The organism is Streptomyces durhamensis, from assembly GCF_000725475.1.
GTDB classification, from domain to species: Bacteria; Actinomycetota; Actinomycetes; order Streptomycetales; family Streptomycetaceae; genus Streptomyces; species Streptomyces filipinensis.
The window spans coordinates 39,437-63,475 of the sequence record NZ_JNXR01000012.1; the positions used below are offsets into that span (position 1 = coordinate 39,437).

At 72.9% G+C, this 24,039-nt stretch carries 24 protein-coding genes; 11 read left to right on the forward strand and 13 right to left on the reverse strand.

What is annotated here, in order from left to right; translation table 11 throughout:
- Positions 1–70: 70 nt before the first annotated feature.
- On the forward strand, positions 71–1,456 hold the full coding sequence (locus IO33_RS0117860; protein ID WP_031165937.1) for an MFS transporter: 1,386 nt from the start codon (positions 71–73) through the stop codon (positions 1,454–1,456).
- Here the strand turns inward: IO33_RS0117860 and IO33_RS0117865 are convergent.
- Positions 1,416–2,024, reverse strand: coding sequence for a DUF1349 domain-containing protein (locus tag IO33_RS0117865; RefSeq protein ID WP_031165939.1), 609 nt, complete (start codon positions 2,022–2,024; stop codon positions 1,416–1,418). The genes IO33_RS0117860 and IO33_RS0117865 overlap by 41 nt on opposite strands.
- A 25-nt stretch (positions 2,025–2,049) precedes the next feature.
- Positions 2,050–3,579: an aldehyde dehydrogenase (NADP(+)) gene (locus IO33_RS0117870; protein ID WP_031165942.1), complete on the reverse strand. Its 1,530-nt coding sequence runs from the start codon at positions 3,577–3,579 to the stop codon at positions 2,050–2,052.
- Positions 3,580–3,721: 142 nt separating this feature from the next.
- On the opposite strand from IO33_RS0117870, the gene IO33_RS0117875 reads away from it, so the two are divergent.
- The 6 genes from IO33_RS0117875 (at position 3,722) to IO33_RS0117900 (ending at position 9,486) form a co-directional block, all read left to right on the forward strand.
- The gene (locus IO33_RS0117875; protein WP_031165944.1) at positions 3,722–4,492 is read left to right on the forward strand and encodes an IclR family transcriptional regulator; all 771 of its coding nucleotides are present in this window, start codon (positions 3,722–3,724) and stop codon (positions 4,490–4,492) included.
- Between the two features lie 50 nt (positions 4,493–4,542).
- Positions 4,543–5,013 (forward strand): GNAT family N-acetyltransferase, encoded by a 471-nt coding sequence (locus tag IO33_RS0117880; protein WP_031165946.1) that lies wholly within the window; start codon positions 4,543–4,545, stop codon positions 5,011–5,013.
- Between the two features lie 77 nt (positions 5,014–5,090).
- Positions 5,091–6,035 (forward strand): hypothetical protein, encoded by a 945-nt coding sequence (locus IO33_RS0117885; protein WP_031165949.1) that lies wholly within the window; start codon positions 5,091–5,093, stop codon positions 6,033–6,035.
- The gene (locus IO33_RS0117890; RefSeq protein ID WP_051926836.1) at positions 6,032–7,321 is read left to right on the forward strand and encodes a sensor histidine kinase; all 1,290 of its coding nucleotides are present in this window, start codon (positions 6,032–6,034) and stop codon (positions 7,319–7,321) included. Before IO33_RS0117885 ends, IO33_RS0117890 begins: the two co-directional genes overlap by 4 nt.
- Positions 7,318–7,977 (forward strand): response regulator transcription factor, encoded by a 660-nt coding sequence (locus IO33_RS0117895; protein WP_031165953.1) that lies wholly within the window; start codon positions 7,318–7,320, stop codon positions 7,975–7,977. Before IO33_RS0117890 ends, IO33_RS0117895 begins: the two co-directional genes overlap by 4 nt.
- Before the next feature lie 54 nt (positions 7,978–8,031).
- Positions 8,032–9,486, forward strand: coding sequence for a peptidoglycan D,D-transpeptidase FtsI family protein (locus IO33_RS0117900; RefSeq protein ID WP_031165955.1), 1,455 nt, complete (start codon positions 8,032–8,034; stop codon positions 9,484–9,486).
- Positions 9,487–9,493: 7 nt separating this feature from the next.
- Here IO33_RS0117900 and IO33_RS0117905 read toward each other — a convergent pair whose 3' ends face one another.
- Complete coding sequence (locus IO33_RS0117905; RefSeq protein WP_031165958.1) at positions 9,494–10,891, reverse strand: NCS2 family permease; 1,398 nt, start codon at positions 10,889–10,891, stop codon at positions 9,494–9,496.
- A gap of 306 nt (positions 10,892–11,197) precedes the next feature.
- Positions 11,198–11,995: an HAD family acid phosphatase gene (locus IO33_RS0117910; protein ID WP_031165960.1), complete on the reverse strand. Its 798-nt coding sequence runs from the start codon at positions 11,993–11,995 to the stop codon at positions 11,198–11,200.
- Between the two features lie 156 nt (positions 11,996–12,151).
- Here IO33_RS0117910 and IO33_RS0117915 point away from each other — a divergent pair, with 156 nt between their 5' ends.
- Complete coding sequence (locus IO33_RS0117915; RefSeq protein WP_031165962.1) at positions 12,152–12,634, forward strand: hypothetical protein; 483 nt, start codon at positions 12,152–12,154, stop codon at positions 12,632–12,634.
- Positions 12,635–12,713: 79 nt separating this feature from the next.
- Here the strand turns inward: IO33_RS0117915 and araD are convergent, their stop codons facing one another.
- From araD to IO33_RS0117955, 7 genes are all read right to left on the reverse strand, one after another.
- Positions 12,714–14,435, reverse strand: a complete 1,722-nt coding sequence (araD, locus tag IO33_RS0117925) for an L-arabinonate dehydratase (protein ID WP_031165964.1) — start codon at positions 14,433–14,435, stop codon at positions 12,714–12,716.
- Entirely contained in the window at positions 14,423–15,334 is a 912-nt protein-coding gene (locus tag IO33_RS0117930; RefSeq protein WP_031165967.1) for a dihydrodipicolinate synthase family protein, read from the reverse strand. The genes araD and IO33_RS0117930 overlap by 13 nt, the downstream gene beginning before the upstream one ends.
- Positions 15,331–15,987, reverse strand: coding sequence for a GntR family transcriptional regulator (locus tag IO33_RS0117935; RefSeq protein ID WP_031165970.1), 657 nt, complete (start codon positions 15,985–15,987; stop codon positions 15,331–15,333). Before IO33_RS0117935 ends, IO33_RS0117930 begins: the two co-directional genes overlap by 4 nt.
- 132 nt (positions 15,988–16,119) lie before the next feature.
- Entirely contained in the window at positions 16,120–16,881 is a 762-nt protein-coding gene (locus IO33_RS0117940; protein ID WP_031165973.1) for an MBL fold metallo-hydrolase, read from the reverse strand.
- 99 nt (positions 16,882–16,980) lie between these two features.
- Positions 16,981–17,250 carry a hypothetical protein gene (locus IO33_RS0117945; RefSeq protein ID WP_031165975.1) on the reverse strand — a complete coding sequence of 90 codons (270 nt, stop codon included), beginning with the start codon at positions 17,248–17,250 and terminating at the stop codon, positions 16,981–16,983.
- Positions 17,251–17,313: 63 nt separating this feature from the next.
- A complete protein-coding gene (locus IO33_RS0117950; protein ID WP_031165979.1) occupies positions 17,314–17,619 on the reverse strand; it encodes an antibiotic biosynthesis monooxygenase in 306 nt (101 codons plus the stop codon).
- Between the two features lie 120 nt (positions 17,620–17,739).
- Entirely contained in the window at positions 17,740–18,321 is a 582-nt protein-coding gene (locus tag IO33_RS0117955) for a TIGR03086 family metal-binding protein (RefSeq protein WP_031165982.1), read from the reverse strand.
- 189 nt (positions 18,322–18,510) lie between these two features.
- Here IO33_RS0117955 and IO33_RS0117960 point away from each other — a divergent pair, with 189 nt between their 5' ends.
- Positions 18,511–19,743, forward strand: a complete 1,233-nt coding sequence (locus tag IO33_RS0117960; RefSeq protein ID WP_031165984.1) for an MFS transporter — start codon at positions 18,511–18,513, stop codon at positions 19,741–19,743.
- Here the strand turns inward: IO33_RS0117960 and IO33_RS0117965 are convergent.
- Both IO33_RS0117965 and IO33_RS0117970 read right to left on the reverse strand, forming a co-directional pair.
- Positions 19,680–20,843, reverse strand: coding sequence for a hypothetical protein (locus tag IO33_RS0117965; RefSeq protein WP_031165987.1), 1,164 nt, complete (start codon positions 20,841–20,843; stop codon positions 19,680–19,682). The two genes, IO33_RS0117960 and IO33_RS0117965, sit on opposite strands and share 64 nt — an antisense overlap.
- A complete protein-coding gene (locus tag IO33_RS0117970) occupies positions 20,840–21,781 on the reverse strand; it encodes a 5-dehydro-4-deoxyglucarate dehydratase (protein WP_031165990.1) in 942 nt (313 codons plus the stop codon). The genes IO33_RS0117965 and IO33_RS0117970 overlap by 4 nt, the downstream gene beginning before the upstream one ends.
- A gap of 212 nt (positions 21,782–21,993) precedes the next feature.
- Between IO33_RS0117970 and IO33_RS0117975 the strand changes: the two genes are divergently transcribed.
- Together IO33_RS0117975 and IO33_RS0117980 are read left to right on the forward strand one after the other, a co-directional pair.
- Complete coding sequence (locus tag IO33_RS0117975) at positions 21,994–22,803, forward strand: NAD-dependent epimerase/dehydratase family protein (protein WP_031165993.1); 810 nt, start codon at positions 21,994–21,996, stop codon at positions 22,801–22,803.
- Between the two features lie 375 nt (positions 22,804–23,178).
- Positions 23,179–23,949 carry a DeoR/GlpR family DNA-binding transcription regulator gene (locus IO33_RS0117980; RefSeq protein WP_031165995.1) on the forward strand — a complete coding sequence of 257 codons (771 nt, stop codon included), beginning with the start codon at positions 23,179–23,181 and terminating at the stop codon, positions 23,947–23,949.
- Positions 23,950–24,039: the final 90 nt, after the last annotated feature.

Genomic DNA, 24,039 nt, shown 5'->3' on the forward strand with positions numbered 1-24,039 from the left:
GGCCAGAACCTCCGGGTGCGTGGCATTCAGGCCACTACTGTAGGCCGCACGAGATCAGCAGCATGGAGGCATGCCGACAGACCAGCCCCGCACCGAACCCCAACTCGCCGTACTGACAGGCGAGTTGCCCAAAGGTCCCGCACCCGCCCGCACCCTCGCGGCCGCCATGCTCGGCTCCGCGCTCATCACCCTCGACGCCACCGTGGTGACCGTGGCCCTCCCGGCGATCGGTTCGTCCCTCGGCGGCGGGATGGCCGGGCTGCAGTGGGTGGTGGACGCCTACACCCTGGCCCTCGCCGCCCTGATGCTGTCCACGGGCGCCTTCTCCGACCGGGCCGGGGCGAGCCGGGCGTACGCCCTCGGCGTCACCGTCTTCACCCTCGCCTCGGCGGCCTGCGGGCTGGCACCGAACCTCCCCGCGCTGATCGGGGCACGGGCGGTGCAGGGCCTGGCGGCGGCCGCGGTGCTGCCCGCGTCGCTGGCGCTGGTACGACAGGCCTACGCCGATCGGGCACGGCGGGCCCGCGCGGTGGCCACCTGGGCGGTCGGCGGCTCGACGGCGCTGGCGCTCGGCCCGGTCGCGGGCGGGGCGCTGACCACGGCCTGGGGCTGGCGGGGGATCTTCTTCGTCAACCTGCCGCTCGGCGTCGCGGCTCTGGTCCTGCTGCTGCGCGCGCCCCGTTCGGAGCGCAGGCCCGCCCCCCTGGACCTGCCAGGCCAGGTGATGGCCGTACTCGCCCTGACGGCGGTGACGTTCGCGGTCATCGAGGGCGGTACGACGGGCCTCGTGGCCTTCGCCGTCGCGGTCGCCGCCGTCGCCCTGTTCGTCCGGATCGAGTCCCGCCAGGCGCATCCGGTGGTGCCGCCCGGGCTGTTCCGCGACCGGGCGGTGCGGGTGGCGGTCGCCGCGGGCTCCGCGTGCAGCGTCGCGTTCTACGGGATGATCTTCCTCTTCTCGCTCTTCTTCCAGCAGGTGCAGCAACGCTCCGCGCTCTGCGCCGGCCTGCTGTTCCTGCCGATGACCGGGCTGATCGCGGTGACGAACATGGCCTCCGGAAAGCTGGCGGGACGCTACGGGCCCCGCCTGCCGCTGCTGCTGGGCCAGGCGCTCGCGGTCCTGGGCCTGCTGGCGCTGTTCACCATCGACGCCCACACGCCCACGGTCGCGGTGGCCGTCCTCCTCGTCCCGACGGGCCTCGGGGTCGCGCTGGCCGTCCCGACCCTGACCGTCGTCATGCTGGACGCCGTGCCGGCCGAGCGGGCGGGCCTCGCGGCCGGTGTGCTCAACTCGGCACGGCAGGTGTCCGGCGGGCTGGGGATCGCGGTGTTCGGAGCGCTGACCTCCGGGGGGTTCGCCACGGGGCTGCGGCCGAGCCTGGCCGTGGCGGCGGCCCTGCTCTCCGTGACCTTCCTGCTCAGCTGCCGTCTCGCAGGTCGGCCGGCCAGGAGGTCCTGAACGCGAGGTGGTCGTAGGTGACCACGCACCCCTCCCCCATCGGCGACTGGGCCATGAAGCCGACCAGCGCGGCGCCCGTCTCCTTCTCGTCGCCCAGCGTGAACAGCCGCACGAAGGTCCACCGCTCGCCGTCCCGGGAGGCGTGGAAGGCGAAGGTCCGCCCGGTCCTGCTGACCCGCAGCCACACCGAACTCCCCTCCACCGTGAAGGAGTTGGCGTCGTCGGAGTGTCCCCGGGTGACCACCGTGCAGACGGTGGGCAGGTCCGGGGAGTACTCCAGGCACAGCTTGGCCCAGGCCCGCTCGCCGACGTGGACGTAGAGGACGCCCGCGTCGAAGGCGGCCCGGAACCCCACGGTGACCCGTGCGATCAACTGGAAGTCACCCTCGGGCGCGCCCAGCAGCCGGGGTGCGTCCGAGGCGGGGTCGAGCGCCTCCCCGGTGGGCGTGACGAACCGGTCCTGCCGGGGCCCGGCCCATCCGGTCAGCACGCCGTCCTCGTGGGTCCAGTGCCCGTCGGGTCCGTATGTGCGGAGCGGGAAAGGGAGTTCGGGAAGTTCCACGTCCATCACCCAAGTGTCGCAGGGCTGTGATCTACCGCTCCAGAACCCCGTTGAACCGCCGGGGAAGTCCCAGTGGATTCCCGTCGCGAAGCTCCTTCGGCAACAGCGCCGACGGCGCGTTCTGATAGGCCACCGGCCGCAGCCACCGCTCGATGGCCGTACCGCCCACGGAGGTGGACGTGGAGGTCGTCGCGGGGTAGGGCCCTCCGTGCTGCTGGGCCGGAGCCACGGCGACACCGGTGGGCCACGCGTTCACCACCACGCGCCCCGCCAACGGGGTCAGCTCGGCGAGCAGTTCCGGGCCCCGGCCTTCGCCGGCCGCCTCCTGCGAGGACAGCTGGACCGTCGCCGTGAGATTGCCAGGCAACCGCGACAGCACAGCGGCGGCCTCCCCCTCGGAGGAATAGCGCGCCACCACGGTGACCGGCCCGAAGCACTCCTCCAGCAGCAGGTCGTAAGCCCCCTCCTCGGCCAGCCGCTGCGCCGGCACCGTGAGGAACCCGGCGCTGACCCTGTGCTCGCCGCCGGCGCCCGGCGTGACCGGCGACTCCACACCCTCCAGCGCGGCCCGCTCGCGCACCCCGGCGACGAAGTTGTCCCGCATGCGGTGGTCGAGCAGCACCCCCGCGGCGGTGTCGCCGACGGCCTCGGTCAGGGCCTTCACAAGCTGGTCGCCCCCGGCCCCGGACGGCACCAGCACCAGACCGGGCTTCACACAGAACTGCCCGACGCCGAGCGTCATGGACCCGGCCAGCCCGACGCCGATCGCCTCCCCGCGCTCGGCGGCGGCGGCCTCGGTCACCAGGACCGGGTTCAAGGACCCCAGCTCACCGTGGAACGGAATCGGCACCGGACGGGCGGCCGCCGCGTCGAACAGGGCCCGACCGCCCCGGACCGACCCGGTGAAGCCGGCCGCGGCGACCAGGGGGTGCCTGATCAGCTCGACGCCCGCCTCGAAGCCGTGCACGAGGCCGACGACGCCCTCGGGGACGCCGTGCTCGGCGGCGGCCCGGCGCAGCACCTCGGCGACCAGCTCGGACAGGGCCGGATGGTCGGGGTGCGCCTTGACGACGACCGGGCAGCCCGCGGCCAGCGCGCTCGCGGTGTCGCCGCCCGCGACGGAGAAGGCGAAGGGGAAGTTGGAGGCGGAGTAGACGGCGACGACACCGAGCGGGACCTTGTAGCGGCGCAGGTCCGGGATGGGCGGGGTGGCGGTGTCGTCCGGGTGGTTGATGACGACGTCGAGAAAGGCGCCCTCGTCGACGATGTCGGCGAAGGCCCGCAACTGGTAGCTGGTGCGGGCGAGTTCGCCGGTCAGCCGGACCGGGCCGAGGGCGGTCTCGGCGTCGGCGGTCGCGATCAGGCCCTCGCCCGCCGCGTCCAGGCCCGCCGCGGCCGAACGCAGGAAGGCGGCGCGCACCGTACGGTCGGCGAGGGCGCCGCGCGCGGCGTGGGCCGCCCTGACCGCCTCGTCCACCTCGTGGGCCGTGGCCTCCGCCGCAACCTGTTCACGCTGCTTCCCGGTGCGCGGGTCGACACTCCAGACTGGTGCTGCTGCCACCGCGGGTCCCTCCAGTAAGGCCGCAATATCCAAGGGCGTACCAGGGTCAACCATCAGCGGCGTTCGATATACTGAACACCGTCTCTGATGATGAATATGCTGCTCGGAGACTATTTCCCGGCGATTGAAGGGGTCAAGGGCGATGTCGGCTGGCGAGACAGGCGGGGCCCAGGTCAAGTCCGCGGTGCGGACCGTCGAATTGCTCGAGTACTTCGCCGGCCGGCCCGGCATGCACTCCCTCGCGGCCGTCCAGGAGGCGGTCGGGTACCCCAAGTCCAGCCTGTACATGCTGCTGCGCACGCTCGTGGAGCTGGGCTGGGTGGAGACGGACGCGACGGGCACGCGGTACGGCATCGGGGTGCGGGCGCTGCTCGTCGGCACGTCGTACATCGACGGCGACGAGGTGGTGGCCGCCGCCCGGCCGACCCTGGACCGGCTGTCCGACGACACCACCGAGACCATCCACCTGGCCCGGCTCGACGGCACCAACGTCGTCTACCTGGCCACCCGCCAGTCCCAGCACTACCTGCGGCCCTTCACCCGCGTCGGGCGCCGGCTGCCCGCCCACTCCACCTCCCTCGGCAAGGCGATCCTCGCCACGTACACCGACGAGCAGGTGCGCAAGCTGCTGCCGGAGACCCTGCCCGCGCTCACCGAGCACACCCTCACCGACCGGGAGAAGCTCATCGAGGAGCTGCACCAGGTCCGTGAGCAGGGCTTCGCGGTCGACCGCGAGGAGAACACCCTGGGCCTGCGCTGCTTCGGCGTGGCGATCCCCTACCGCACCCCGGCCCGGGACGCGATCAGCTGCTCGGTGCCGGTGGCCCGGCTGACTCCCGCCCACGAACAGATGATCAAGGACGCGCTGTTCGACGCGCGCGACCGGCTGACCCTGGCGACGCGCAGGCTCTGAACGTGACCGGTCGCGGGCCCGGCGCCCGGGCCGTCGTAGGCTCGGGCCCCATGGAGATCGCGCTGCGGACCGTCGAGGACGGTGACCTGCCGCTGTTCTACCGGCACATGACCGACCCGGAGGCCGTCCGGATGGCCGCGTTCGGCCCGGAGGACCCGTACGACCGGGAGGCCTTCGCGGCCTACTGGCGACGGGTGCGCAACTGCTCCCACGTGCTGCGCACGGTCCTGGCCGACGGCGAGGTGGCCGGTAACGCGGCCGTCTACGGCATGGCCGGCGAGCGTGAGGTGACGTACTGGATCGACCGTGCCTACTGGGGCCGGGGCGTGGCGACGGCCGCGCTGCGGCAGCTGCTCGCCCTGGTCGCCGAACGGCCGCTGTACGCGCGGGCGGCGGCCGACAACGCCGCGTCGCTGCGGGTGCTGGGCAAGTGCGGCTTCCGCGAGACGGCCCGGGCCCGCGGGTACGCGAACGGCCGGGGGCAGGAGATCGACGAGGTCGTGCTCATCCTGGAGGGCTGAAGCCCTCCCCCGTGCGGCGGAGACGGATCATCGGGCCGCAGGAGGCGAACCGGGCGCGCGGCCGGGAACGTCGAGGCATGACGCTTTCCCCTGCCACTGTCCCCGCCCGTACGCCGGTGCTGCGCCGATCGCTCCGGTTCGCCGCGATCGGCGCCTGCCTGCCGTACCTGTCCCTGAAGGTCGCCTGGATCGCCGGGAGTCACCTCGGCATCCCGGACGGCAGTCCGCTGCTGCGGCACCGGCTCACCCTGGCGCTCGCCAACGGCCTCACCGTACTGATGGACGCGTCCGTCGTCGTGCTGGCGCTGCTGCTGACCCGGCCCTGGGGCCGGCGGGTGCCCGCCTGGCTGCTGGCGGTGCCGATGTGGCTGGCCGTGGGACTGCTCGCGCCCATCATGGTGGGATTCCCGCTGCAGCTCGCCGTGCACGGCGGCCACGGCGGAGGCGGCGGCACGGCGGACCGGCCCTTCCTCGCCGACTGGGTCTTCGGGGTGGTGTACGGCGGCTTCATCGTGCAGGGGCTGGCGCTGGGCGCGCTGTTCGCCGGGTACGCCCGCGAGCGCTGGGGACATCTGTGGCGGGGGCGGGTGCGGGAGTTGCCGGCCGCAGGTGCGGCGCGGGCACAGCGGCTGACGGTCGTGACGGCGGCGCTCGTGGCGCTGGTGCCGGGCGCGGTGCGGCTGCTGCGGGCCTTCGGCGTCGCGGCACCGGACGGGAGTGGCGACCGGTCCCTGCAGTGCGCCTACCTCCTCTTCCTCGCCGCGGCCGTCACCGGTGCCTGGCAGCTCGCCCTGCGCCGGGGCGGCACGCTGCCGGTGGCCGTGCCGCTCGCGCTGGCCTGGACCGGTTCCGGGGCCGTGGCCTGCTGGGGCGGCTGGATGTCGCTGGCCGCGTGGGTGACGGGCGACAGGCCCACACCGCCGACCGTCCTGACCTACGCTGGGCAGGTGATCACCGGCTTCCTCGTGGCGAGCGTCATCGCCCGCTTCCTCACGGACCGGCCCGGCAAGGCCTCGCGGTGACCAGGGCGTTGGGGCTGCTCTTCGGCGGGCGGGCGCGGCGCCGCTGGATCCATCTGATCCTGGGCGGCGCGCTCGCCATGCCGTACGTCCTCGTCGGCTCCCTGATCGTCGGGCCGCTCACCGGCGTGGACGACGTGTTCCGTTCCCTTCCGCTGCAACTGGGGTCGTTCGCCGTCGGGTTGCCGATCGCCTCGGTCACCTCGCTGTTCCCGCTGACCCGGCCGCTGGAGTCGGCCACCGTGCGGGCCCTGTGCGGGGTCGACGCGGACGCCCTGGCCGCCGGCCCGGCCCGCACCGCGGCCGAACGGGCGCGCACGGCGGCCTGGTTCACGCTGCACCTCGGACTCGGCGGGATCATCTCCGGGATGTCGCTGGCCCTGCCGCCGTTCGCGGTGGTGCTGATCGCGCTGCCCGCGTTCGCCGGCCTGCGCGACACCCGGCTGGGCCTGCCCGAAGCCCTCGACCACGGCTGGGTGTTGGCCCTGTCCCCGGTCGCGGGCCTGGCCGCACTGTGCGCGCTCGCCGCGTGCGCGGCCGGCTGCGGCGCCCTGCTGGCCCGCTGGGCACCCGCGCTGCTCGGGCCCACCCCGCGGGACCGGCTGGCCGCCGCCGAGGCCCGCGCCGCCGACCTCGCCGTGCGCAACCGGCTCGCCCGCGAGCTGCACGACTCCGTCGGCCACGCCCTGAGCGCCGTCACCCTCCAGGCGGGCGCGGCCCGCCGGCTCCTCGACACCGACCCGGAGTTCGTCCGCGAGGCACTCGCCGCCATCGAGGAGACCACCCGGCGCACCGTCGGGGAACTCGACGCCGTGCTCGGCGTGTTGCGGGACGGGGACGCGCCGGGCACCGCGCCCGCGCCGACCCTCGCGAGCGACCTGGACGGGCTGCTGCGCCGGACCAGGGCCGGCGGGCAGGCCGTGACCGCCACCGTCGGCCTCGACCCCGCCGCGCTGCCGGCGCTGGTCTCCCGGGAGGCGTACCGGATCGTGCAGGAGGGCCTGAGCAACGCCCTGAAACACGCCGGCGCACCGGTCGCCGTGCACATCTCCGCCCCCGGCGGCCATCTGGAGATCACCGTCGAGAACCCCCTGGGCGCGGCCACGGCTCCCCGCCCGGGCGGCGGGCACGGTCTGCGGGGCATCGCCGACCGGGTGCGGCTGCTGGGCGGCACGGCGCAGGCGGGGCCCTCGGCAGACATCTGGCGCCTGTCCGTACGGCTGCCGCTGACCACGCCCGCCACGGCGGCCGACGAGCCGCCGCGACCGCTTCCGGAAGGAACCGCATGACCCAGTCCCCGATCCGGATCGTCCTCGCCGACGACGAGCGCATGGTACGCACCGCCCTGCGCGCCATCCTCTCCGCCGAGCCGGGCCTGGAGGTGGCCGGCGAGGCGACCACCGGCGCCGAGGCCGTGTCGGTGGTCCGGGAACTGCGGCCGGACGTCGTGCTCATGGACGTCCGGATGCCCGAGGTCGACGGCATCCGGGCCACCGAGCAGATCGTCGGCTCCATGACACAGCCGCCCCGGATCGTCGTCGTGACCACCTTCGAGAACGACGCGTACGTGTACGACGCCCTGCGCGCCGGTGCCTCCGGTTTCCTGCTGAAGCGGTCCGACGCGGACGCCCTGGTGCAGGCGGTACGGCTGGTCGCGCGCACCGACACCCTGCTGTTCCCGTCGGCCCTGCGGTCCCTCGCGGCCCAGCACGCGCGCAGCCCCGCTCCGGCCGCGCCCTGGGTGAGCAGGCTCACCGGACGCGAGCGCGATGTGCTGCGGCACATGTCCGACGGGCTGACCAACGCCGAGATCGCCCGGCGGCTGGACGTGGGCCCCGCCACCGTGAAGTCGCACGTCGCGGCGGTCCTCGCGAAGACCGGCGCCCGCGACCGCACCCAGGCGGTGATCGCCGCGTACGAGGCCGGTTTCCTGAGCGGACGATGAGAAATCGGGGCGTACGGGAACGATCGGCCCCGTCCCGATCGTCTTCGAAGCGGGATGAACAAGACGATCAGGCGAGCGTCCGTCTTCGCTCTGCTGCTCGTGCTCGCTCTGCTGGTCAGGGCGACCTGGGTGCAGTTCTACGACGGCAAGGCCCTCGCGGACGACAACGACAACCGGCGGAACGCAATCCAGACGTACTCGCGGCCGCTCGGGAACATCATCGTGGCCGGGAACGCGATCACCGGCTCGGCGCGGACGAAAGGCGGCGACCTCGCGTACAAGCGGACGTACACGGACGGCAGGCTCTACGCCGCCGTGACGGGCTACGCCTCGCAGGCCTTTGCCCCCACCCAGCTGGAGGGCATCTACAAGGACCTGCTGAACGGCACGGACAACCAGTTGAAGACCGTGCTGGACACGCTGACCGGCGAGCGCTCCGACCCGGGCGACGTGCTCACCACGATCGACCCGGCCGTGCAGAAGGCGGCGTACCGCGCGCTCGGCGGCAACAAGGGCGCGGCCGTCGCGATCGACCCGAAGACCGGCAGGATCCTCGCGGCGGTGTCCACACCGTCGTACGACCCGTCCTCGCTCACCGACGCCAACACGGCCGGGGTGGCCTGGAAGACGCTGAACGCGGACAAGGACAAGCCGCTCACCAACCGGGCGCTGCGCCAGCCGCTGCCGCCGGGCTCGACGTTCAAGCTGGTGGTGGCGGCGGCCGCGCTGGAGGACGGGCTGTACAAGAACGTGGACGACCCGACCGACAGCCCGGACCCCTACACCCCGCCGGGCACGACGCACGTCCTGGTGAACGAGAACAAGTCGGCGCCGTGCAGGAACGCCTCCATCCGCGTCGCCCTGCAGTACTCCTGCAACAACGTCTTCGGTCATATGGCCGTCCAGCTCGGCCAGGACAAGGTGAAGGCCATGGCCGAGAAGTTCGGCTTCAACGACGACAAGCTCGACGTGCCGGTGCGGGCCTACGCCAGCGTGTACCCCTCCGGCATGGACAAGGCGCAGACCGCGCTGTCCGGGATCGGCCAGTTCGACGTCACCGCGACCCCGCTGCAGATGGCCATGGTGTCCGCGGCCATAGCCAACGGCGGCAAGCTGGTCTCGCCGCACATGGTGTCGCAGATCACCGACAGCGGCGGCGGGGTCCTGCGGAACTACGACGACGGCGCGGACAGCCGGCAGATCGTGAGCTCCGCCACCGCCGGCCAGCTCCAGTCGGCGATGGAGACGGTGGTCAAGGAGGGGACGGGCACGAACGCGCTGATCGACGGCGCCACCGTCGGCGGCAAGACCGGCACCGCCCAGCACGGCGAGAACAACAGCAAGACGCCGTACGCCTGGTTCACGTCGTTCGGCAAGTCCGACGGCGGCGGCAAGGAGGTGGCCGTCGCGGTGATGGTGGAGCAGTCGGACGCGGCACGGTCGGAGGTCAGCGGCAACGGGCTGGCGGCGCCGGTGGCCAAGGCGATGATGCAGGCGGCGCTGAAGTGAGCAGCCGTCACTTCACCCCGAGGAGCTGCTCCACCGGGTCGATCGCGAAGTACACCACGAACAGCGCCGACACGCCCCACAGCAGCCAGTTGACCTCCTTCGCCTTGCCCAGCACCGTCTTGACGACGACGTAGGACAGGAAACCCGCCCCGATCCCGTCGGTGATGGAGTAGGTGAACGGCATCGCGACGATGGTGAGGAACGCCGGGACGGCGATCTCGTACCGGTCCCAGTCGATGTGCTTGACGTGGGTCATCATCAGGAAGCCCACCGCGATCAGCGCGGGCGCCGCCGCCTGGAGCGGGACGATGGTGAGCAGCGGGGCGAGGAAGAGGGCGAGCCCGAACAGGCCGCCGGTGACCAGGTTGGCGAGGCCGGTGCGGGCGCCCTCGCCGACACCGGCCGCGGACTCGATGTAGGCGGTGTTGGAGGAGGCGGAGCCGAGACCGCCGACGGCCGCGGCGGCGCCGTCGATGAACAGCACGCGGCCGATGCCGGGCACCTGCCCCTTCTCGTCGAGCAGCCCGGCCTCCGCGCTGATGCCGACGATGGTGCCCATGGCGTCGAAGAAGTCGGACAGGACCAGGGTGAAGACCAGCAGGACGGCGGTGAGGACCCCGGCCCTGGCGAAGCCGCCGAACAGGCTGAAGTGACCGATCAGCCCGAAGTCCGGGGCGGCGACGATCCTGTCGGGCACCTTGGGCGTGGTCAGGCCCCAGTTCCCGACGTCGGCCACGGCGTTGACGACGATCGCGACGACGGTCATCGTCACGATGCTGATGAGGATCGCGCCCTTCACCTTCCGGGCGAGCAGCGCGATGGTCAGCAGCACGCCGAGACAGAAGACGAGCACGGGCCAGCCGGTCAGCCGGCCGACCGCACCGAGCTGGACCGGCACGGTGGTGTGGGCGGCATCCGGGATACGGCTGACGAACCCGGCGTCGACGAAGCCGATGAACGCGATGAACAGGCCGATGCCGACGCCGATGGCCTGCTTCAGCTGCTGCGGGATCGCGTTCATGATGGCTTCCCGCAGCCCGGTGAGGACCAGGAGGCAGATGACGAGGCCTTCCAGGACCACCAGGCCCATCGCGTCGGCCCAGCTCATCAGGGGCGCCAGCTGGAAGGCGACGACGGCGTTGAGGCCGAGGCCGGCGGCGATGGCGAGCGGGAGGTTGCCGCCGAGGCCCATGGTGACCGTCATCACGCAGGCCACCAGCGCGGTGGCGGTGACGAGTTGGCCGGTGTCGAGGGAGTGACCGAACCTGTCCTTGGCGCTGCCCAGGATGATCGGATTCAGGACGAGGATGTAGGCCATGGTGAAGAACGTGGCGAAGCCGCCGCGTATCTCGCGCCCGACCGTGGAGCCCCGCTCGGAGATCCTGAAGTACCGGTCCACTGACATGGTCCCACTCCTCGTCACCTGGTGATCCGTGTGCGGATGATGGCTGGATTGTTCCCTCGGCACAGCCGGTTCAGGTTTTCTCCGTGTTACGGAATCCGGTTCGGCGCACCGCACGACGTTCGAAGCTCCGTACGAATCGCTGGTACGGTCCTCGATCTCGTTTCCCTGCCCCGGCACTTTCGGCCGCCCAGGCCGCGGCCATCGGCGAGAAGAGCCCCGCGCTGCACGCCGGCCCCCGCCACGGCACGGTGCTGCCGGTGGCGGGGGCCGAGTACGAGCGGCTGCCGGCCGCCTGCCCGGAAGGGCTCAGCTGACGAAGTACGTCGGGTTCGGCAGCTTGTACGTGCGGTCGGCGTAGCCGCCGTCGAGGTCCGAGTACTGGTCGCCGAAGTTGGCGATGACCTCGTAGCCGAGGTCGTCCTCGATGTGCTCACGGGTGCCGGACTTGTACTGCACGGTCGTGCAGTTCCAGGCGCCCGGGGTGGCGCAGTCGCTCAGGTAGGCCGGCGGGTTGGCCTTGTCCTTGAGGAACATGTGGTCGGTGTCGAGGTTCACATCGGCGCCGATCTTCTTCAGGTTGGCGACCGCGGCGGTGCGCTGCGCCTCGCTGAGACCGGAGTTGTAGAAGACCTCCACGCCCTTGGACTGCGCGTACCGGACCAGCTCCGGGCTGCCGAAGACCGCCGGACGGTCGGCGCGGTTCACGTAGTCGTTCCACGTGGTGGGGTTGTACGTGTAGTTGTAGCGCTTCTCGTAGTCCAGGCTGAGCAGCAGCGTGTCGTCGATGTCGAAGACGACGGCCGGCTTCTCGCCGTAACGGTGCGCCTTGCGGGCCGCCTTGTCGATGTAGCGCTTCGCGTCGGCGTCGAGCTGCGCCAGGTCCTTGGCGTAGGGGCTGTCCGGCGACGCCTGGTAGACGCCGTTGCTGTCGGCGGTGGTGCCGTAGTAGGTGTCGATGTCCTTCACCAACTGCCCGATGTTGTAGGGCTCGTGGGTGGAGTTCGCCGTCGACTGACCGGCGGTGGCCGCGCCCGCGCCGTAGAGCGCGACGCCGGCGAGAGCACAGGCGGCACCGGCGGCGACGACTCTGTGGGACTTCCGCATGGATTCTCCGGATCTGGTGGATGAGAGTGATGTACCAGGTCAGAGATTGTCTACGCGCATAACACCCGTGCTGCGAGGGCTGTTACCCGATCGATACGCTTTTCTCGCCGCAGGGCGCCGCGCACTCGGCGGCCGGCATCGGAGAGGATCCCGGGCATGAGATTCGTCGACGTCCACTGGCAGGACCACGGGTTCTTTCTCGACCCCCGCGCCTACCTGGCCGAACTGCCCCGTCTGCGGGGTGTTCTCCCGCCGGGCGCCTGGGCGTTCGCCTCGGATCCGGGGCACTACGACATCCCCGGCGCGGTCCGCTGTGTGAAGGACCTGGAGCTGGCCGGGATCCGTCCCGCGACCGACAAGAGCGGGCGGCTGGTGCTGGAGTTCGCGCCGAACCGGTTCAAGCACGAGGTGGGGCTGCGCATCAGCTACTCGGGCGTGCGGCACTTCTCCGTCGAGTACCACCACGCGATCGACTGGATGCGGGTCGACACCGTGCTGCTCGACGAGATCCTGCCGGCCGGCGAACGCGACGAGGACGGTGCCGAGGGCGGCGGCTGTGTGCACGAGATCGCGCTCACCGACGCCTCGATCACCGTCCGCTGCCAGGACCTCCGGGCCGAGTGGGGCCACACCGGCTGAGTCCGTTCATCGTCGCGCGATCGCTGTTCGAGATCTCGGCCATGGAGGGCTGCGGGTCGAGGGTGATGCCGGGGGTGATTCAGCCCGCGTAGGGGTCCGGGACCTGACCCGGCCGGGCCAGGAACTCGAAGTCGCAGCCGGTGTCGGCCTGGGTGATGTGCCCGTTGTAGAGGACGCCGTAGCCGCGCTCGTACCGCGCGGGCGGCGGGGTCCACGCGACCCGCCTGCGCTCCAGCTCCTCCGCGTCCACGTGGAGACGCAGGCTGCGGTTCCCGACGTCCAGGGTGATGAGGTCCCCGGTGCGCACGAGCGCCAGCGGGCCGCCGACGTACGACTCCGGGGCCACGTGCAGCACACAGGTGCCGTAACTCGTGCCGCTCATCCGGGCGTCGGAGATCCGGACCATGTCCCGTACGCCCTGCTTGAGCAGGTGGTCCGGGATGGGGAGCATGCCGTACTCGGGCATGCCGGGGCCGCCCTTGGGTCCGGCGCCCCGCAGCACCAGCACGCTGTCGGCCGTGATGCCGAGGGCCGGGTCGTCGATGGTGCGCTGCATGGTCCTGTAGTCGTCGAAGACCACGGCCGGGCCGGTGTGTTCCAGCAGGCGGGGCTCGGCGGCGATGTGCTTGATGACCGCACCGTCCGGGCACAGGTTGCCGCGCAGGACCGCGACGCCGCCCTCGCTCGCGACCGGGTTGTCGCGGGGGCGGATGACGTCGTCGTCGTGCACCCGGGCGCCGCTGAGCTGCTCGCGCAGGGTGTCGTGCGAGACCGTCGGCCGGTCCAGGTGGAGCAGGTCGGTGATCCGGGACAGGAAGCCGGGCAGGCCGCCCGCGAAGTGGAAGTCCTCCATCAGGTACTTCCGGCCGCCGGGGCGGACGTCGGCGAGGACGGGCACGGTCCGGGCGATGCGGTCGAAGTCGTCCAGGGTGAGCCGCACGCCGGCGCGGCCCGCCATGGCGATCAGATGGATCACGGCGTTGGTGGAGCCGCCGAGGCCGAGCACGGTGGTGACGGCGTCCTCGAAGGCCTCGCGGGTGAGGATCCGCGAGAGCCTCCGGTCGTCGCGCACCAGTTCCACGGCTGTCATCCCGGCCTTGGCGGCCATCCGGTCGTGCCCGGAGTCGACGGCGGGAATGCTCGACGCGCCCGGCACGGTCACGCCCAGCGCCTCGGCGGCGGCGGTCAGCGTGGACGCCGTACCCATGGTCATGCAGTGTCCCGGGGAGCGTGCGAGCCCGCTCTCCAGCTCGGCCATCTCGCAGTCGCCGATGAGACCGGCCCGCTTGTGGTCCCAGTACTTCCACATGTCCGTGCCGGATCCGAGCACCTCGCCCCGCCAGTGCCCCGGCAGCATCGGCCCGGCGGGTACGAAGACGGCCGGCAGATCGGCGCTGGCCGCACCCATCAGCAGCGCGGGCGTGGACTTGTCGCACCCGCCCATCAGCACGGCGCCGTCGACCGGATAGGACCGCAGCAGTTCCTCGGTCTCCATCGCCAGCAGGTTCCGGTAGAGCATCGGCGTCGGCTTCTGGAAGGTCTCGCTCAGTGTCGAGACCGGGAACTCCAGCGGGAACCCGCCGGCCTGCCACACCCCCCGCTTCACCGCCTGGGCGCGGTCCCGCAGGTGCGCATGGCACGGGTTGATGTCGGACCAGGTGTTGAGCACGGCGATCACGGGCTTGCCCAGATGCTCCTCGGGGAGATACCCGAGCTGCCGGGTCCGCGCGCGATGGCTGAACGCCCGCAGCCCCTCGCTCCCGAACCACCGGTGGCTTCTCAGCTCCTTCACAGGGACCACCCGGCGGCGATGGCGGCGACCTCGGCGCGCTCGTCCTCGGGCAGGGGCCTGCTCGGCGGGCGGACGTCGCGGCGGCACAGGCCGAGCGCGGCGAGGGCCTCCTTGACGACGGTGACGTTGTCGGCGGAGCCGTGGGCGGCGCGCAGTTCCTCGAAGCGGCGGATCTGCTCCCAGATCTTCATGGCGGCCGGGTGGTCGCCCGACCGAAGCGCTTCGATCATGTTCAGCGAAACGGCGGGGGCGACGTTCACGAGCCCGGAGGTGAAGCCGGTGGCACCCGCCGAGAAGTAGGAGGGCGCGTACGGCTCGGCGAGACCGGCGACCCAGACGAAACGGTCGAGGCCCGCGTCACGCGCGAAGCCCGCGAACCGGGCGGCGTCCGGCACGGCGTACTTCACGCCGATGACGTTCGGGCAGTGGTCGGCCAGTTCGGCGAGCCGGGCGCCGGGCAGCCGGTCGTTGCGGATGTAGGGCACCACGCCCAGCTCGGGCACGGACTCGGCGATGGCGCGGTGGTAGTCGACCCAGCCGGCCGCCGAGACGTAGGGGTGGACGGGCTGGTGCACCATCACCATCCCGGCGCCGAGGTCACGGGCGTGCCGGGCGGCGACGACGGCGGTGGGCAGGTCGTGCCCTACGCCGACGAGGACCACCGCACGCCCGCCGGCCTCCGCCACGGTCGACTCGGCGACCAGACGGCGCTCTTCGGGGGTGAGGGCGTAGAACTCGCCGGTGTTCCCGTTGGGGGTGAGGGTGCGGATCCCGCCGTCGGGCAGGCGACGCAGCAGGGCCCGGTGGGTGTCCTGGTCGACGGAGCCGTCCTCGGCGAAGGGGGTCACCGGGATGGCCACCACGTCGGCCAGGGCCGCCCGTTGGGTCTCGAACGTCACGCTGCTCATCGTTGACCTTCCGCTGGGCCGGGCCCGGGGAAGGCCCGCCCTACGAACGACGCGATGTGGGCGTGCAGGGCGCGCGCGGCACCGTCCGCGTCGCCGTCCAGCGCGAGCCGCAGGATCTCCCGGTGCTCGGCGGCCTCCCGTTCCCAGGACGGGTCGGCCGCCCAGGCCACGGCCGAGACGAGGGCGGCCTGGTCGCGGATCTCGTCCAGCATCCGGCCGAGCAGCGGATTGCCGCACGGCAGGTAGAGGGCGCGGTGGAACTCCCGGTTCGCCAGGGAGCGTTCGGCGGTGTCGGTGGCGTCGTCGGCCCGGGTCAGCGCCTCGCGCGCGGCGTCGAACAAGGCGCCTCGCCCGACGGCCCTGCTCAGCGCCTCCGGCTCCAGCAGCAGCCGCACGTCGTAGACCTCGCGCGCCATGTCCGCGTCCACCATGCGCACCGTGACGCCCTTGTACTGGCTCATCACGACGAGACCGGTCCCGGCGAGCGTCTTCAGCGCCTCCCGCACCGGAGTCTTCGACACCCCGAACTGCGCGGCCAGCTCCGTCTCGACCAGGGCCTGCCCGGGCGTCAACCGTCCGGTCAGGATGCGGTGCTTGATCGCGTCCAGTACGTACTGCGTGCGGGACGGGATCGGGGTGGGCACAGACGTCATGCGGCCCTCTCGGATCTCACGTATCGCGTCTCATATATGACGTACGAAGTACGACGCGATGAAGGTAGGAGGGGGCCCGTGTTTCGTCAATGCTTCTGACAAAAGACGGCCGGGGCCGGCGCCCGGGGCTTCTCAGAGGGTGTGGACGTCGCCCTCGACGGCGGTCCGGGTGGGCCGGCCGGAGAACGAGGCGGCCCGGGCGGTGGCCGCCTCACGGGTGAGCGTGGGTCCGACGTGGGTGACGAGCAGTTCCCGCACCCGCGCCGCGTGGGCGATCCGCCCCGCGTCCTCGGGCGTCAGATGCACCTGCTGCCGGTGTTCGCCTTCGTGATGCGCGTCGATGTCCGCCTCGCACAGGAACAGGTCCGCGCGGGCGGCGAGTTCGGTGAGCGCGGCACACGGCCCGCTGTCCCCGGAGTACGCGAGCACGCTCCCCTGGCACTCGGCGCGCAGCCCGTAGGCCTCGGTGTCGTGGGCGACGGCGCGGGCGGTGAGGCGCAGGTTCCAGTGCCGTACGTCATGGCCGTCGTACAGGGCCCGGAAGTCGAAGACGCCCTTCAGGAAGTCGACGTCCGGCCGCCCGAAGAAGCCCGCGAGCCGCCGGGCGCAGTCCTGCGGGGCGTAGAGCGGGATGGGCGCGGGCGGAGTCACCCCGCCGAACGCGAAGGCGTAGGCGGCCGCGAGCAGATCGGCGCTGTGGTCGGCGTGCAGATGGGAGATCCAGATCGCCGTGAGCCGCGCGGGATCCGTGTGCCGCTGCAACGCGGCGAACGTACCGGGACCCGCGTCCACCCACACCGAGGCACCCCCTCCGGACAGCAGGTACCCGGAGCAGGGCCGGTCGGGTCCGGGGTGCGGAGAGGCGGTGCCGAGGACGGTGAGGGTGGGCGGCATGGAAGGGAGCGTACGACGCCTCGCACCACGCTCCCGCGCGTTTCACCCACTGGAACCGGAATGACGCGTCCGGGGCCGGCCCGGGACGCACGCTCCCGGTCAGGTCTCCATCACGACGTCGCAGTCGGGGCAGACCAGGGACGCGTACTCGGCCGGGTACCACGGGCCCCCGGTACGCTCGGCAGACGTGCCGCGGGCCGTCTCCATGGCGAAGGTGTCCTTGCCGCAGAGTGTCCGCGGGCCGGCCGCCTCGGCCTGGCCCGGGGCGGTGGGCGCCGCGTGCACCCGGCGGGGGAGCCGTTTCGCGCCGGGCGGGCCGTGCGCGGCCATCGGCTTGTCGAGCTCGTACACGACGACGATCCCGCTCATGTCTCCACCGTAGGCCTCGCGTGTGCGGGCCGTGGGGATCGCGGCGGCGTGCGGCGGCCGCGTTCACCCGCTGGCAGCACTCGGGAGGGTGAGTTCACGGCCGCGGTAGAAGCCTTCCCGTTCCTCGACGACGTACGGGGCCATGGCCGCCCTCCGCTGCGCCTCGGCCTCGGAGCCCCGCCACGCGTCACACGCCTCCCGGGACTCCCAGAGCGAGACGCCGGTGATCTCCTGTCCGTCCTCGGACCAGTACGCATAGGCCCGGTGCAGGCCGTCCGGGGCGGGGGCCGGGCGCCATGCCCGCTCGAACTCCTCCCGTGTGCCGGGCTGAAGGCGGCGCGTCGTCACCCACACGTGGTGCTCCCGCATTGCGGCTCCCTCCGTACCTGTTCCGCTGCCCCCTCTCAGGTTCACCGTAGCCGCGCCACGCCGCTTCCGCCGCCCGGCGGCCCAGGCCCCCGGCGCCGGCGGGATCAGGGGGAGAGGCCCTCAGGGCCGCCACCCCGGCTCCCGTCCGCTCAGGCCCACCGCCCGGTCCAGCAGGGGCGCCTCGGGCGGGACCGGGACGACCGGGCCGAAGATGCCGTCACCGCGGTCCGGGTCCGCGGCGGCCGCCAGCAGGAAGCCGTGGACCGAGTCCAGGGCCGCCGGGTCGGGGGCATAGGGCCGGCCGGTGGCGCGGGCCAGGTCCCAGCCGTGGATGACCAGCTCGTCGGCGACGACGGCGCCGGCGACCTCGCCCGGCAGGTCCACCCCGCCCGCGCGGGTCATACCGGTCCAGGCGGCCGGGTCGCGCCAGGCGTCGGCGAGTTCGTCCAGGGCCTTGGGCAGGTCCGCGCGCCAGCCGGGTGCGATGTCCGGGACGAACGCGTCCGGGCTGGTGTCGGTCGTCGCGCCGAGGTCCTTGCGGGCCGCGTCGCGGAAGGCCACGGAGAGCATGTGGAGATGGCCCAGCAGCTGCCGCACCGCGTACTCGGGGCACGGTGTGGGGGCGGACAGCTGCTCGTCGGTCACGGACTCGGCGAGCCGCGCCACGATCCGGGCCTGCGGGCCGAGGTCGACGATGGTCATGCCGTACTCCTTCAGGGTCGCGCTTCCGGTACACAGGGGTGACCGGCCGGCGGACGGAAACTCATCGGTGCGGGGCGGGTGCGCCCTCGCCGTCCGCGGCGACGGCGCCCTCCGGAAGGGGCCCCGACCCCGGAGACAGGGCACCTTACCGATTCGCGCCCACCCCCCTTAGTCCCACGATGACCAGGCATGACGACTTCCTGGAAGCTGCTTCGCGTGCTGCGGGACCGCAACGCGGGGCTGTACCTCACGGGCCTGTCGGTGTCCGCCTTCGGCACCTCCTCGCTGTCACTGGCGGCGGGGGTGTGGGTCAGGGACCTGACCGGATCCGACGCCCTGCCCGCCCTGTGCGTGCTCGCCGCGTGGGCGCCCACGCTCGCCGGCCCTGCGCTGGGCACGATCGCGGACCGCGTGCGCCGGGTGCCCCTGCTCATCGCCCTGAACCTGACGCTGGCCGCCGCCCTCCCGGCCCTCCTCGCCGTCCGCTCGGCCGACGGCCTGTGGCTGCTGTTCACCGTCCTGTTCCTCTACGGAACCGTCGGCGTCGTCGCCGAGGCCGCCGAGTCGGCCCTGGTCACCGCCGTCGTCGCCGCGGACCTCCGCGGCGACTTCAACGGTCTGCGGATGAGCGTGACGGAGGGCATGAAACTCGTCGCCCCGCTGACCGGGGCGGGCCTGTACGCGGCCTTCGGCGGTCCTGCCGTGGCCTGTCTGGACTCGGCGACCTTCGTGCTCGCCGGCGGACTGTGCGCCCTGCTGGGGGTGCGCGAGGAGCGGCCCGTCCGGTCCGGCGGCGGCTGGCGGCAGGAGACCGCGGAGGGCGTCCGGCACCTGTGGGGACACCCGGGGCTGCGCCCGCTGGTCCGGGCGGGCGGTACGACGATGCTCCTCGCCTCGCTGAGCAGCACGACGGTGTACGCCGTCGTGGACCGGCTCGGCCACTCCCCCGCCTACACGGGCGTGCTCTACGCCGTCCAGGGCGCCGGATCGGTGACGGCCGGCCTCGTCTCGGGATCCGCGCTGCGCCGGCTCGGCGCCCGCCGGTTCGGTGCGGCGGGCATCGCGCTGACGGCGCTCGCGGTGGCCGCGCGTGCGGTGCCGTCGGACGCGGTGGCCCTCGCGTCCAGCGCGGCGATCGGACTCGGCCTGCCCTGTGTGCTCGTCGCGGCGTTCACCGCCGTCCAGCAGCAGACGCCCGGCCCGCTGCTCGGCCGGGCGACGGCCACCGCCAACACCCTGGTGTTCACGCCGAACGTCATCGGACTCGGCGCCGGCGCCGGTCTGCTCGCGATCGCCTCCCCCGGGCTGCTGCTGCCGCTGTACGGCCTCGCGCTGCTCGGGACGGCGGCCTCGCTGGTTCAGCGCGCGGACAGCCCCGCGCGCACCGCGGCGAGGTCCGAGTCGGACGCCAACCCGGCGTGATACAGGCGCAGTTCCGTCGCGCCCCGCGCCCGCGCGCGTGCCGCGTCCGCCGCGAGCGTGCCGGGGCTGCCGCCCATCCCCGAGACGACGGTGAGGTTGGCGGCCAGCACCGTCCGCTCCCCGGCCCGTTCGGCGAACGGCGCCAGCAGGGCCGTACCGCCCGCGCAGGGCACCACCACGCCGTCGGCGGCGGCCAGGACACGGGCGGGGTCGGTGCCGGCGTCGGCACCGCAGTGGTAGGAGACCGGATCGGCGTGCAGCAGGACCTGGAAGCCGGCCGGTGCGGCGGCCCGTACGGCGGCCACGGCCGCCTCCTGGAGGGTGCCGGCGACCTCGTCGCGCCACGCGCGCGTGCGGGCCGCCGTCTCCTCGCCGAGCAGCTTCGCGACCGTGGGCCAGCCCTCGTCGTCCGCCACGCCCCGCCACAGCGGCTCCAGCGCGGCCCGCACCGAACCGGCCAACTCCTCGGGGTCCAGGCCCTGTTCGCCGTACCCGGCGCGGCAGGAGGGACAGAAGCACAGGGACATCAGGTACTGCCCGGCCTCCCCCAGCCCCACCCCGGAGATCTTGTCGTGGGCGTGCAGGTGCCGCAGCCCGTACCAGCCGAGGGACTCCAGCTCGGTGCCGTGCGCCCCGGGGCGCACGGCGGCCTCGGCGGCCAGGTCGACCAGGTACGCGCGCGTGGCGGGCTGGGCGATGCAGGGTGCCCAGGGGTAGTGGTCGCCGTAGGCGTTGACGACCGAGGTGTCCGGGTGTTCGGCGCCGAGCCGGGAGTTGTGGGCGAGGACGACCCAGGTGTGCACCTCCAGGCCCGCCGCGTGCAGGGCCGCCGCCGCCTCGCCGTAGGCGTCACCCGGGGCCCAGCGGCCGGCGGGGTAGGGCCTGAGGCCACGTCCCGCCCAGCGTTCGCCGGCCGGGTAGAGGACGGCCGCGTACTCGGCGGTGACGATGCGGTGGCGGGGGTGGCGGGGGGTCAGGGCGCGGGTGGAGTGGTAGGCGGCGGCGAGGGTCACCTGCTCGACGCCGAGCCCGGCGATGCGCGCCGGGGCCGCGGGGTCCCCGTTGACGTCCCAGGGGTAGACGAACGCCGAGGCCTTCACGCGCCCTCCTCCAGCAGTTCGTATCCCCGCTCGATCAGCTGGGCGAGTTGTTTGACGTGCTCCTCCGCCGGCTCGTGCAGCGGGGGCCGGACCTCGCCGACGTCCAGGCCGCGCAGCCGGACGCCCGCCTTGACGAGTGAGACGGCGTAGCCCCGGCCCTGGGCGCGCAGTTCCACGAAGGGGCGGTAGAAGCCGTCCAGCAGGCGGTGGACGGTCGCCGTGTCGCCCGAGGCCAGGGCCCGGTGGAAGGCGAGGGCGATCTCGGGAGCGAAGCAGAAGACCGCCGAGGAGTACAGGGTGACACCGAGGGCGCGGTAGGCCGGCTGGGTCTGCTCGGCGGTGGGCAGGCCGTTGAAGTACAGGAAGTCACCGGGAGCCTCGGTGCGTACGGCACTGATGATCCGCTGCATCAGGTCGAGGTCGCCGAGGCCGTCCTTGAGACCGGTGATCCCCTCGGTGCGGGCGAGTTCCACCACCGTCCGCGGCGTGAAGACGGCGTTGTCGCGCTGGTAGACGATCACGGGCAGGGCGGTGGCCGCGGCGACCTCCCGGTAGTGCCGCAGCAGGCCCTCCTGTCCGGCGAGGACGAGGTAGGGCGGCATCGCGAGGAGGCCGTCGGCGCCCGCCGCCTCGGCGAGACGCGCGTAGCGCACGGCGAGGGCGGTGCCGTAGCCGGTGCCGGCGACGACCGGCACGCGTCCGCCGGCCGCCTCCACCGCCGCCCGGACGCAGGCCTCGGACTCCTCCGGCAGCAGCGCGTGGAACTCCCCGGTGCCACAGCAGGCGAACACGGCCGCGGCGCCGGCCTCGACACCCCGGCGCACATGGGTGCGGTAGGCGTCGAGATCGAGTGAGCCGTCCGGGCCGAAGGCGGTGACGGGGAAGAACAGCGGCCCGCGCGGATCGCCGAGCCGTGCGGTGAGAGGTGCTGGCGTCACGGGCTCTCCCTTGCGACACGCCGGTGCATGTTTCTGATCCACGTCTACATCTCTGAACGTAACCACGCTAGGGGGGCCACTCGCGGCAGGTCAAGCGGGCGAACCCGCGACACCGAGGCGAATTGGCGCACATCAAGGGACACTTGACGGTGCATGGCGAAGCTCCCTAGCGTGTCCACGCATGTGAATACGGTCCACAAGGAGAATCACGGATGCCCGCTCCCCGCACCGTTCTGCTCACCGGCGCCGCCGGCGGGCTCGGCACCCTCATGCGGTCCCTGCTGCCGGAGTACGGCTACACGCTGCGCCTGTTCGACATGCGCCCGGTCGAGGGCGAGCCGGACGCGATCACCGCCGACCTCGCCGACACACAGGCGCTGCGCGAGGCCGTGCGGGGCGTGGACGCGGTCCTCCACCTCGCGGGCATCTCCCTGGAAGCCCCCTTCGAGAAGATCGTGAAGTCCAACATCGAGGGCACCTACCACCTCTACGAGGCCGCACGCCGCGAAGGCGTGCCCCGGATCGTCTTCGCCTCCTCCAACCACGCGGTCGGGTTCACCCCCGCCCCGCGCGCGGGCGAGCCGCCCATCCCCGTCGACACCCCGCACCGCCCGGACACCTTCTACGGCCTGTCCAAGTCCTTCGGCGAGGACCTCGCCCAGCTCTACTGGGACAGGCACGGCATGGAGACCGTGTCCGTGCGCATCGGCTCCTGCTTCCCGGAACCGACGAGCGTGCGCATGCTCTCGGTGTGGATGAGCCCGGCCGACGGCGCCCGCCTCTTCCACGCGGCACTGACCGCCGAGCACGTCGGCCACAGCGTGGTCTACGGCTCCTCCGCCAACACCCGGCTGTGGTGGGACCTGAGCACCGCGCGGGCGCTCGGCTACGAGCCGCGGGACGACTCCGAGCCGTACGCCGAGAAGCTGATCGCCGAGCAGGGCGAGCTGGACCCCGAGAACCCGGCGCACGGCCACCTCGGCGGGCACTTCGTGAACGACCCGCCCATCTGGCCGTACTGACCCCGAAGCGGAGCCCCCGCCGGCGGGCCGGCGGGGCTCCCTGGCACGCCTTCCACGAGGGTGTGGGCGGCGGAAAACGAACCCTCACACACGCGGGCGGGCACCGAACGGGCCCGCCCGCGCCGCATCCGGGCATCCGAGGCGCCCGCTCCCACCCCGGCCCGCACGGCCCCGCAGGTCCGCGGCGCCCCGCAAACGGGCACACACGGGCAGGATCGGATCCCCAGCAGACCTGGTCAGCGCCGCACACCCGCTGTAGAACTTTGCCGCAGGGCCCGAACGGGCAGCACGCGGGTCAGCCGCGGGGCGCGGCGCCGGCCGAGGCGCCCCTGAGGCGAACGAGCCACGGGACACAGCGGGAAGGCGGGTGACGACATGAGCACCAGGACGGCGGAGGAACGCCGGCGCGAGATCGTGCTGGCCGCGCGTGCGACCGGCTCGGTCGACGTCACCGCGCTGGCCGCGGCGCTGGGCGTGGCCAAGGAGACCATCCGGCGCGATCTGCGCACCCTGGAGGACCACGGTCTGGTTCGTCGCACCCACGGCGGCGCCTGTCCGGTGGAGAGCGCCGGCTTCGAGACGACACTCGCCTTCCGCGCCACCAGCCACGTGCCCGAGAAGCGCCGGATCGCGACCGCCGCGGCCGAGCTGCTCGGGGACGCGGAGACGGTCTTCGTGGACGAGGGCTTCACCCCGCAGCTCATCGCCGAGGCCCTGCCGGCCGACCGGCCGCTGACCGTGGTCACCGCGTCCCTGCCGGTCGCGGGCGCCCTGGCGGAGGCCGAGCAGATCTCGGTGCTGCTGCTCGGCGGCCGGGTGCGGGCCGGCACACTGGCGACCGTCGACCACTGGACGACGAAGATGCTCGCCGGCTTCGTCCTCGACCTCGCCTACATCGGCGCCAACGGCATCTCCCGCGAGCACGGCCTGACCACCCCCGACCCGGCGGTCAGCGAGGTCAAGGCACAGGCCATGCGGGCCGCGCGCCGAGCCGTCTTCGCGGGCGTGCACACCAAGTTCGGCGCGGTCAGCTTCTGCAGGTTCGCCGAGGTCGGCGCCCTGGAGGCGATCGTGACGAGCACCCAGCTGCCGGCCGCCGAAGCCCACCGCTACTCCCTGCTGGGCCCCCAGGTCATCCGGGTCTGACAACTCCACCTCTCCCCCTCCCCACCCCCCTCACGAAAGCTCGCACCCACTCCCCCAGGGGGTGTTCCACACCTCCGAACGCCCCTTATA

What these genes read in the sequence shown, in the direction of transcription:
- IO33_RS0117960 (WP_031165984.1), top strand. Translation starts at nt 18,511, where the DNA reads ATGACGACTTCCTGGAAGCTGCTTCGCGTGCTGCGGGACCGCAACGCG.
- IO33_RS0117905 (WP_031165958.1), bottom strand. Translation starts at nt 10,891, where the DNA reads ATGTCAGTGGACCGGTACTTCAGGATCTCCGAGCGGGGCTCCACGGTC.
- IO33_RS0117950 (WP_031165979.1), bottom strand. Translation starts at nt 17,619, where the DNA reads ATGCGGGAGCACCACGTGTGGGTGACGACGCGCCGCCTTCAGCCCGGC.
- IO33_RS0117935 (WP_031165970.1), bottom strand. Translation starts at nt 15,987, where the DNA reads ATGACGTCTGTGCCCACCCCGATCCCGTCCCGCACGCAGTACGTACTG.
- IO33_RS0117975 (WP_031165993.1), top strand. Translation starts at nt 21,994, where the DNA reads ATGCCCGCTCCCCGCACCGTTCTGCTCACCGGCGCCGCCGGCGGGCTC.
- IO33_RS0117955 (WP_031165982.1), bottom strand. Translation starts at nt 18,321, where the DNA reads ATGACCATCGTCGACCTCGGCCCGCAGGCCCGGATCGTGGCGCGGCTC.
- IO33_RS0117940 (WP_031165973.1), bottom strand. Translation starts at nt 16,881, where the DNA reads ATGCCGCCCACCCTCACCGTCCTCGGCACCGCCTCTCCGCACCCCGGA.
- IO33_RS0117860 (WP_031165937.1), top strand. Translation starts at nt 71, where the DNA reads ATGCCGACAGACCAGCCCCGCACCGAACCCCAACTCGCCGTACTGACA.
- IO33_RS0117980 (WP_031165995.1), top strand. Translation starts at nt 23,179, where the DNA reads ATGAGCACCAGGACGGCGGAGGAACGCCGGCGCGAGATCGTGCTGGCC.
- IO33_RS0117875 (WP_031165944.1), top strand. Translation starts at nt 3,722, where the DNA reads ATGTCGGCTGGCGAGACAGGCGGGGCCCAGGTCAAGTCCGCGGTGCGG.
- IO33_RS0117900 (WP_031165955.1), top strand. Translation starts at nt 8,032, where the DNA reads ATGAACAAGACGATCAGGCGAGCGTCCGTCTTCGCTCTGCTGCTCGTG.
- IO33_RS0117895 (WP_031165953.1), top strand. Translation starts at nt 7,318, where the DNA reads ATGACCCAGTCCCCGATCCGGATCGTCCTCGCCGACGACGAGCGCATG.
- IO33_RS0117915 (WP_031165962.1), top strand. Translation starts at nt 12,152, where the DNA reads ATGAGATTCGTCGACGTCCACTGGCAGGACCACGGGTTCTTTCTCGAC.
- IO33_RS0117885 (WP_031165949.1), top strand. Translation starts at nt 5,091, where the DNA reads ATGACGCTTTCCCCTGCCACTGTCCCCGCCCGTACGCCGGTGCTGCGC.
- IO33_RS0117865 (WP_031165939.1), bottom strand. Translation starts at nt 2,024, where the DNA reads ATGGACGTGGAACTTCCCGAACTCCCTTTCCCGCTCCGCACATACGGA.
- IO33_RS0117930 (WP_031165967.1), bottom strand. Translation starts at nt 15,334, where the DNA reads ATGAGCAGCGTGACGTTCGAGACCCAACGGGCGGCCCTGGCCGACGTG.
- IO33_RS0117880 (WP_031165946.1), top strand. Translation starts at nt 4,543, where the DNA reads ATGGAGATCGCGCTGCGGACCGTCGAGGACGGTGACCTGCCGCTGTTC.
- IO33_RS0117945 (WP_031165975.1), bottom strand. Translation starts at nt 17,250, where the DNA reads ATGAGCGGGATCGTCGTCGTGTACGAGCTCGACAAGCCGATGGCCGCG.
- IO33_RS0117910 (WP_031165960.1), bottom strand. Translation starts at nt 11,995, where the DNA reads ATGCGGAAGTCCCACAGAGTCGTCGCCGCCGGTGCCGCCTGTGCTCTC.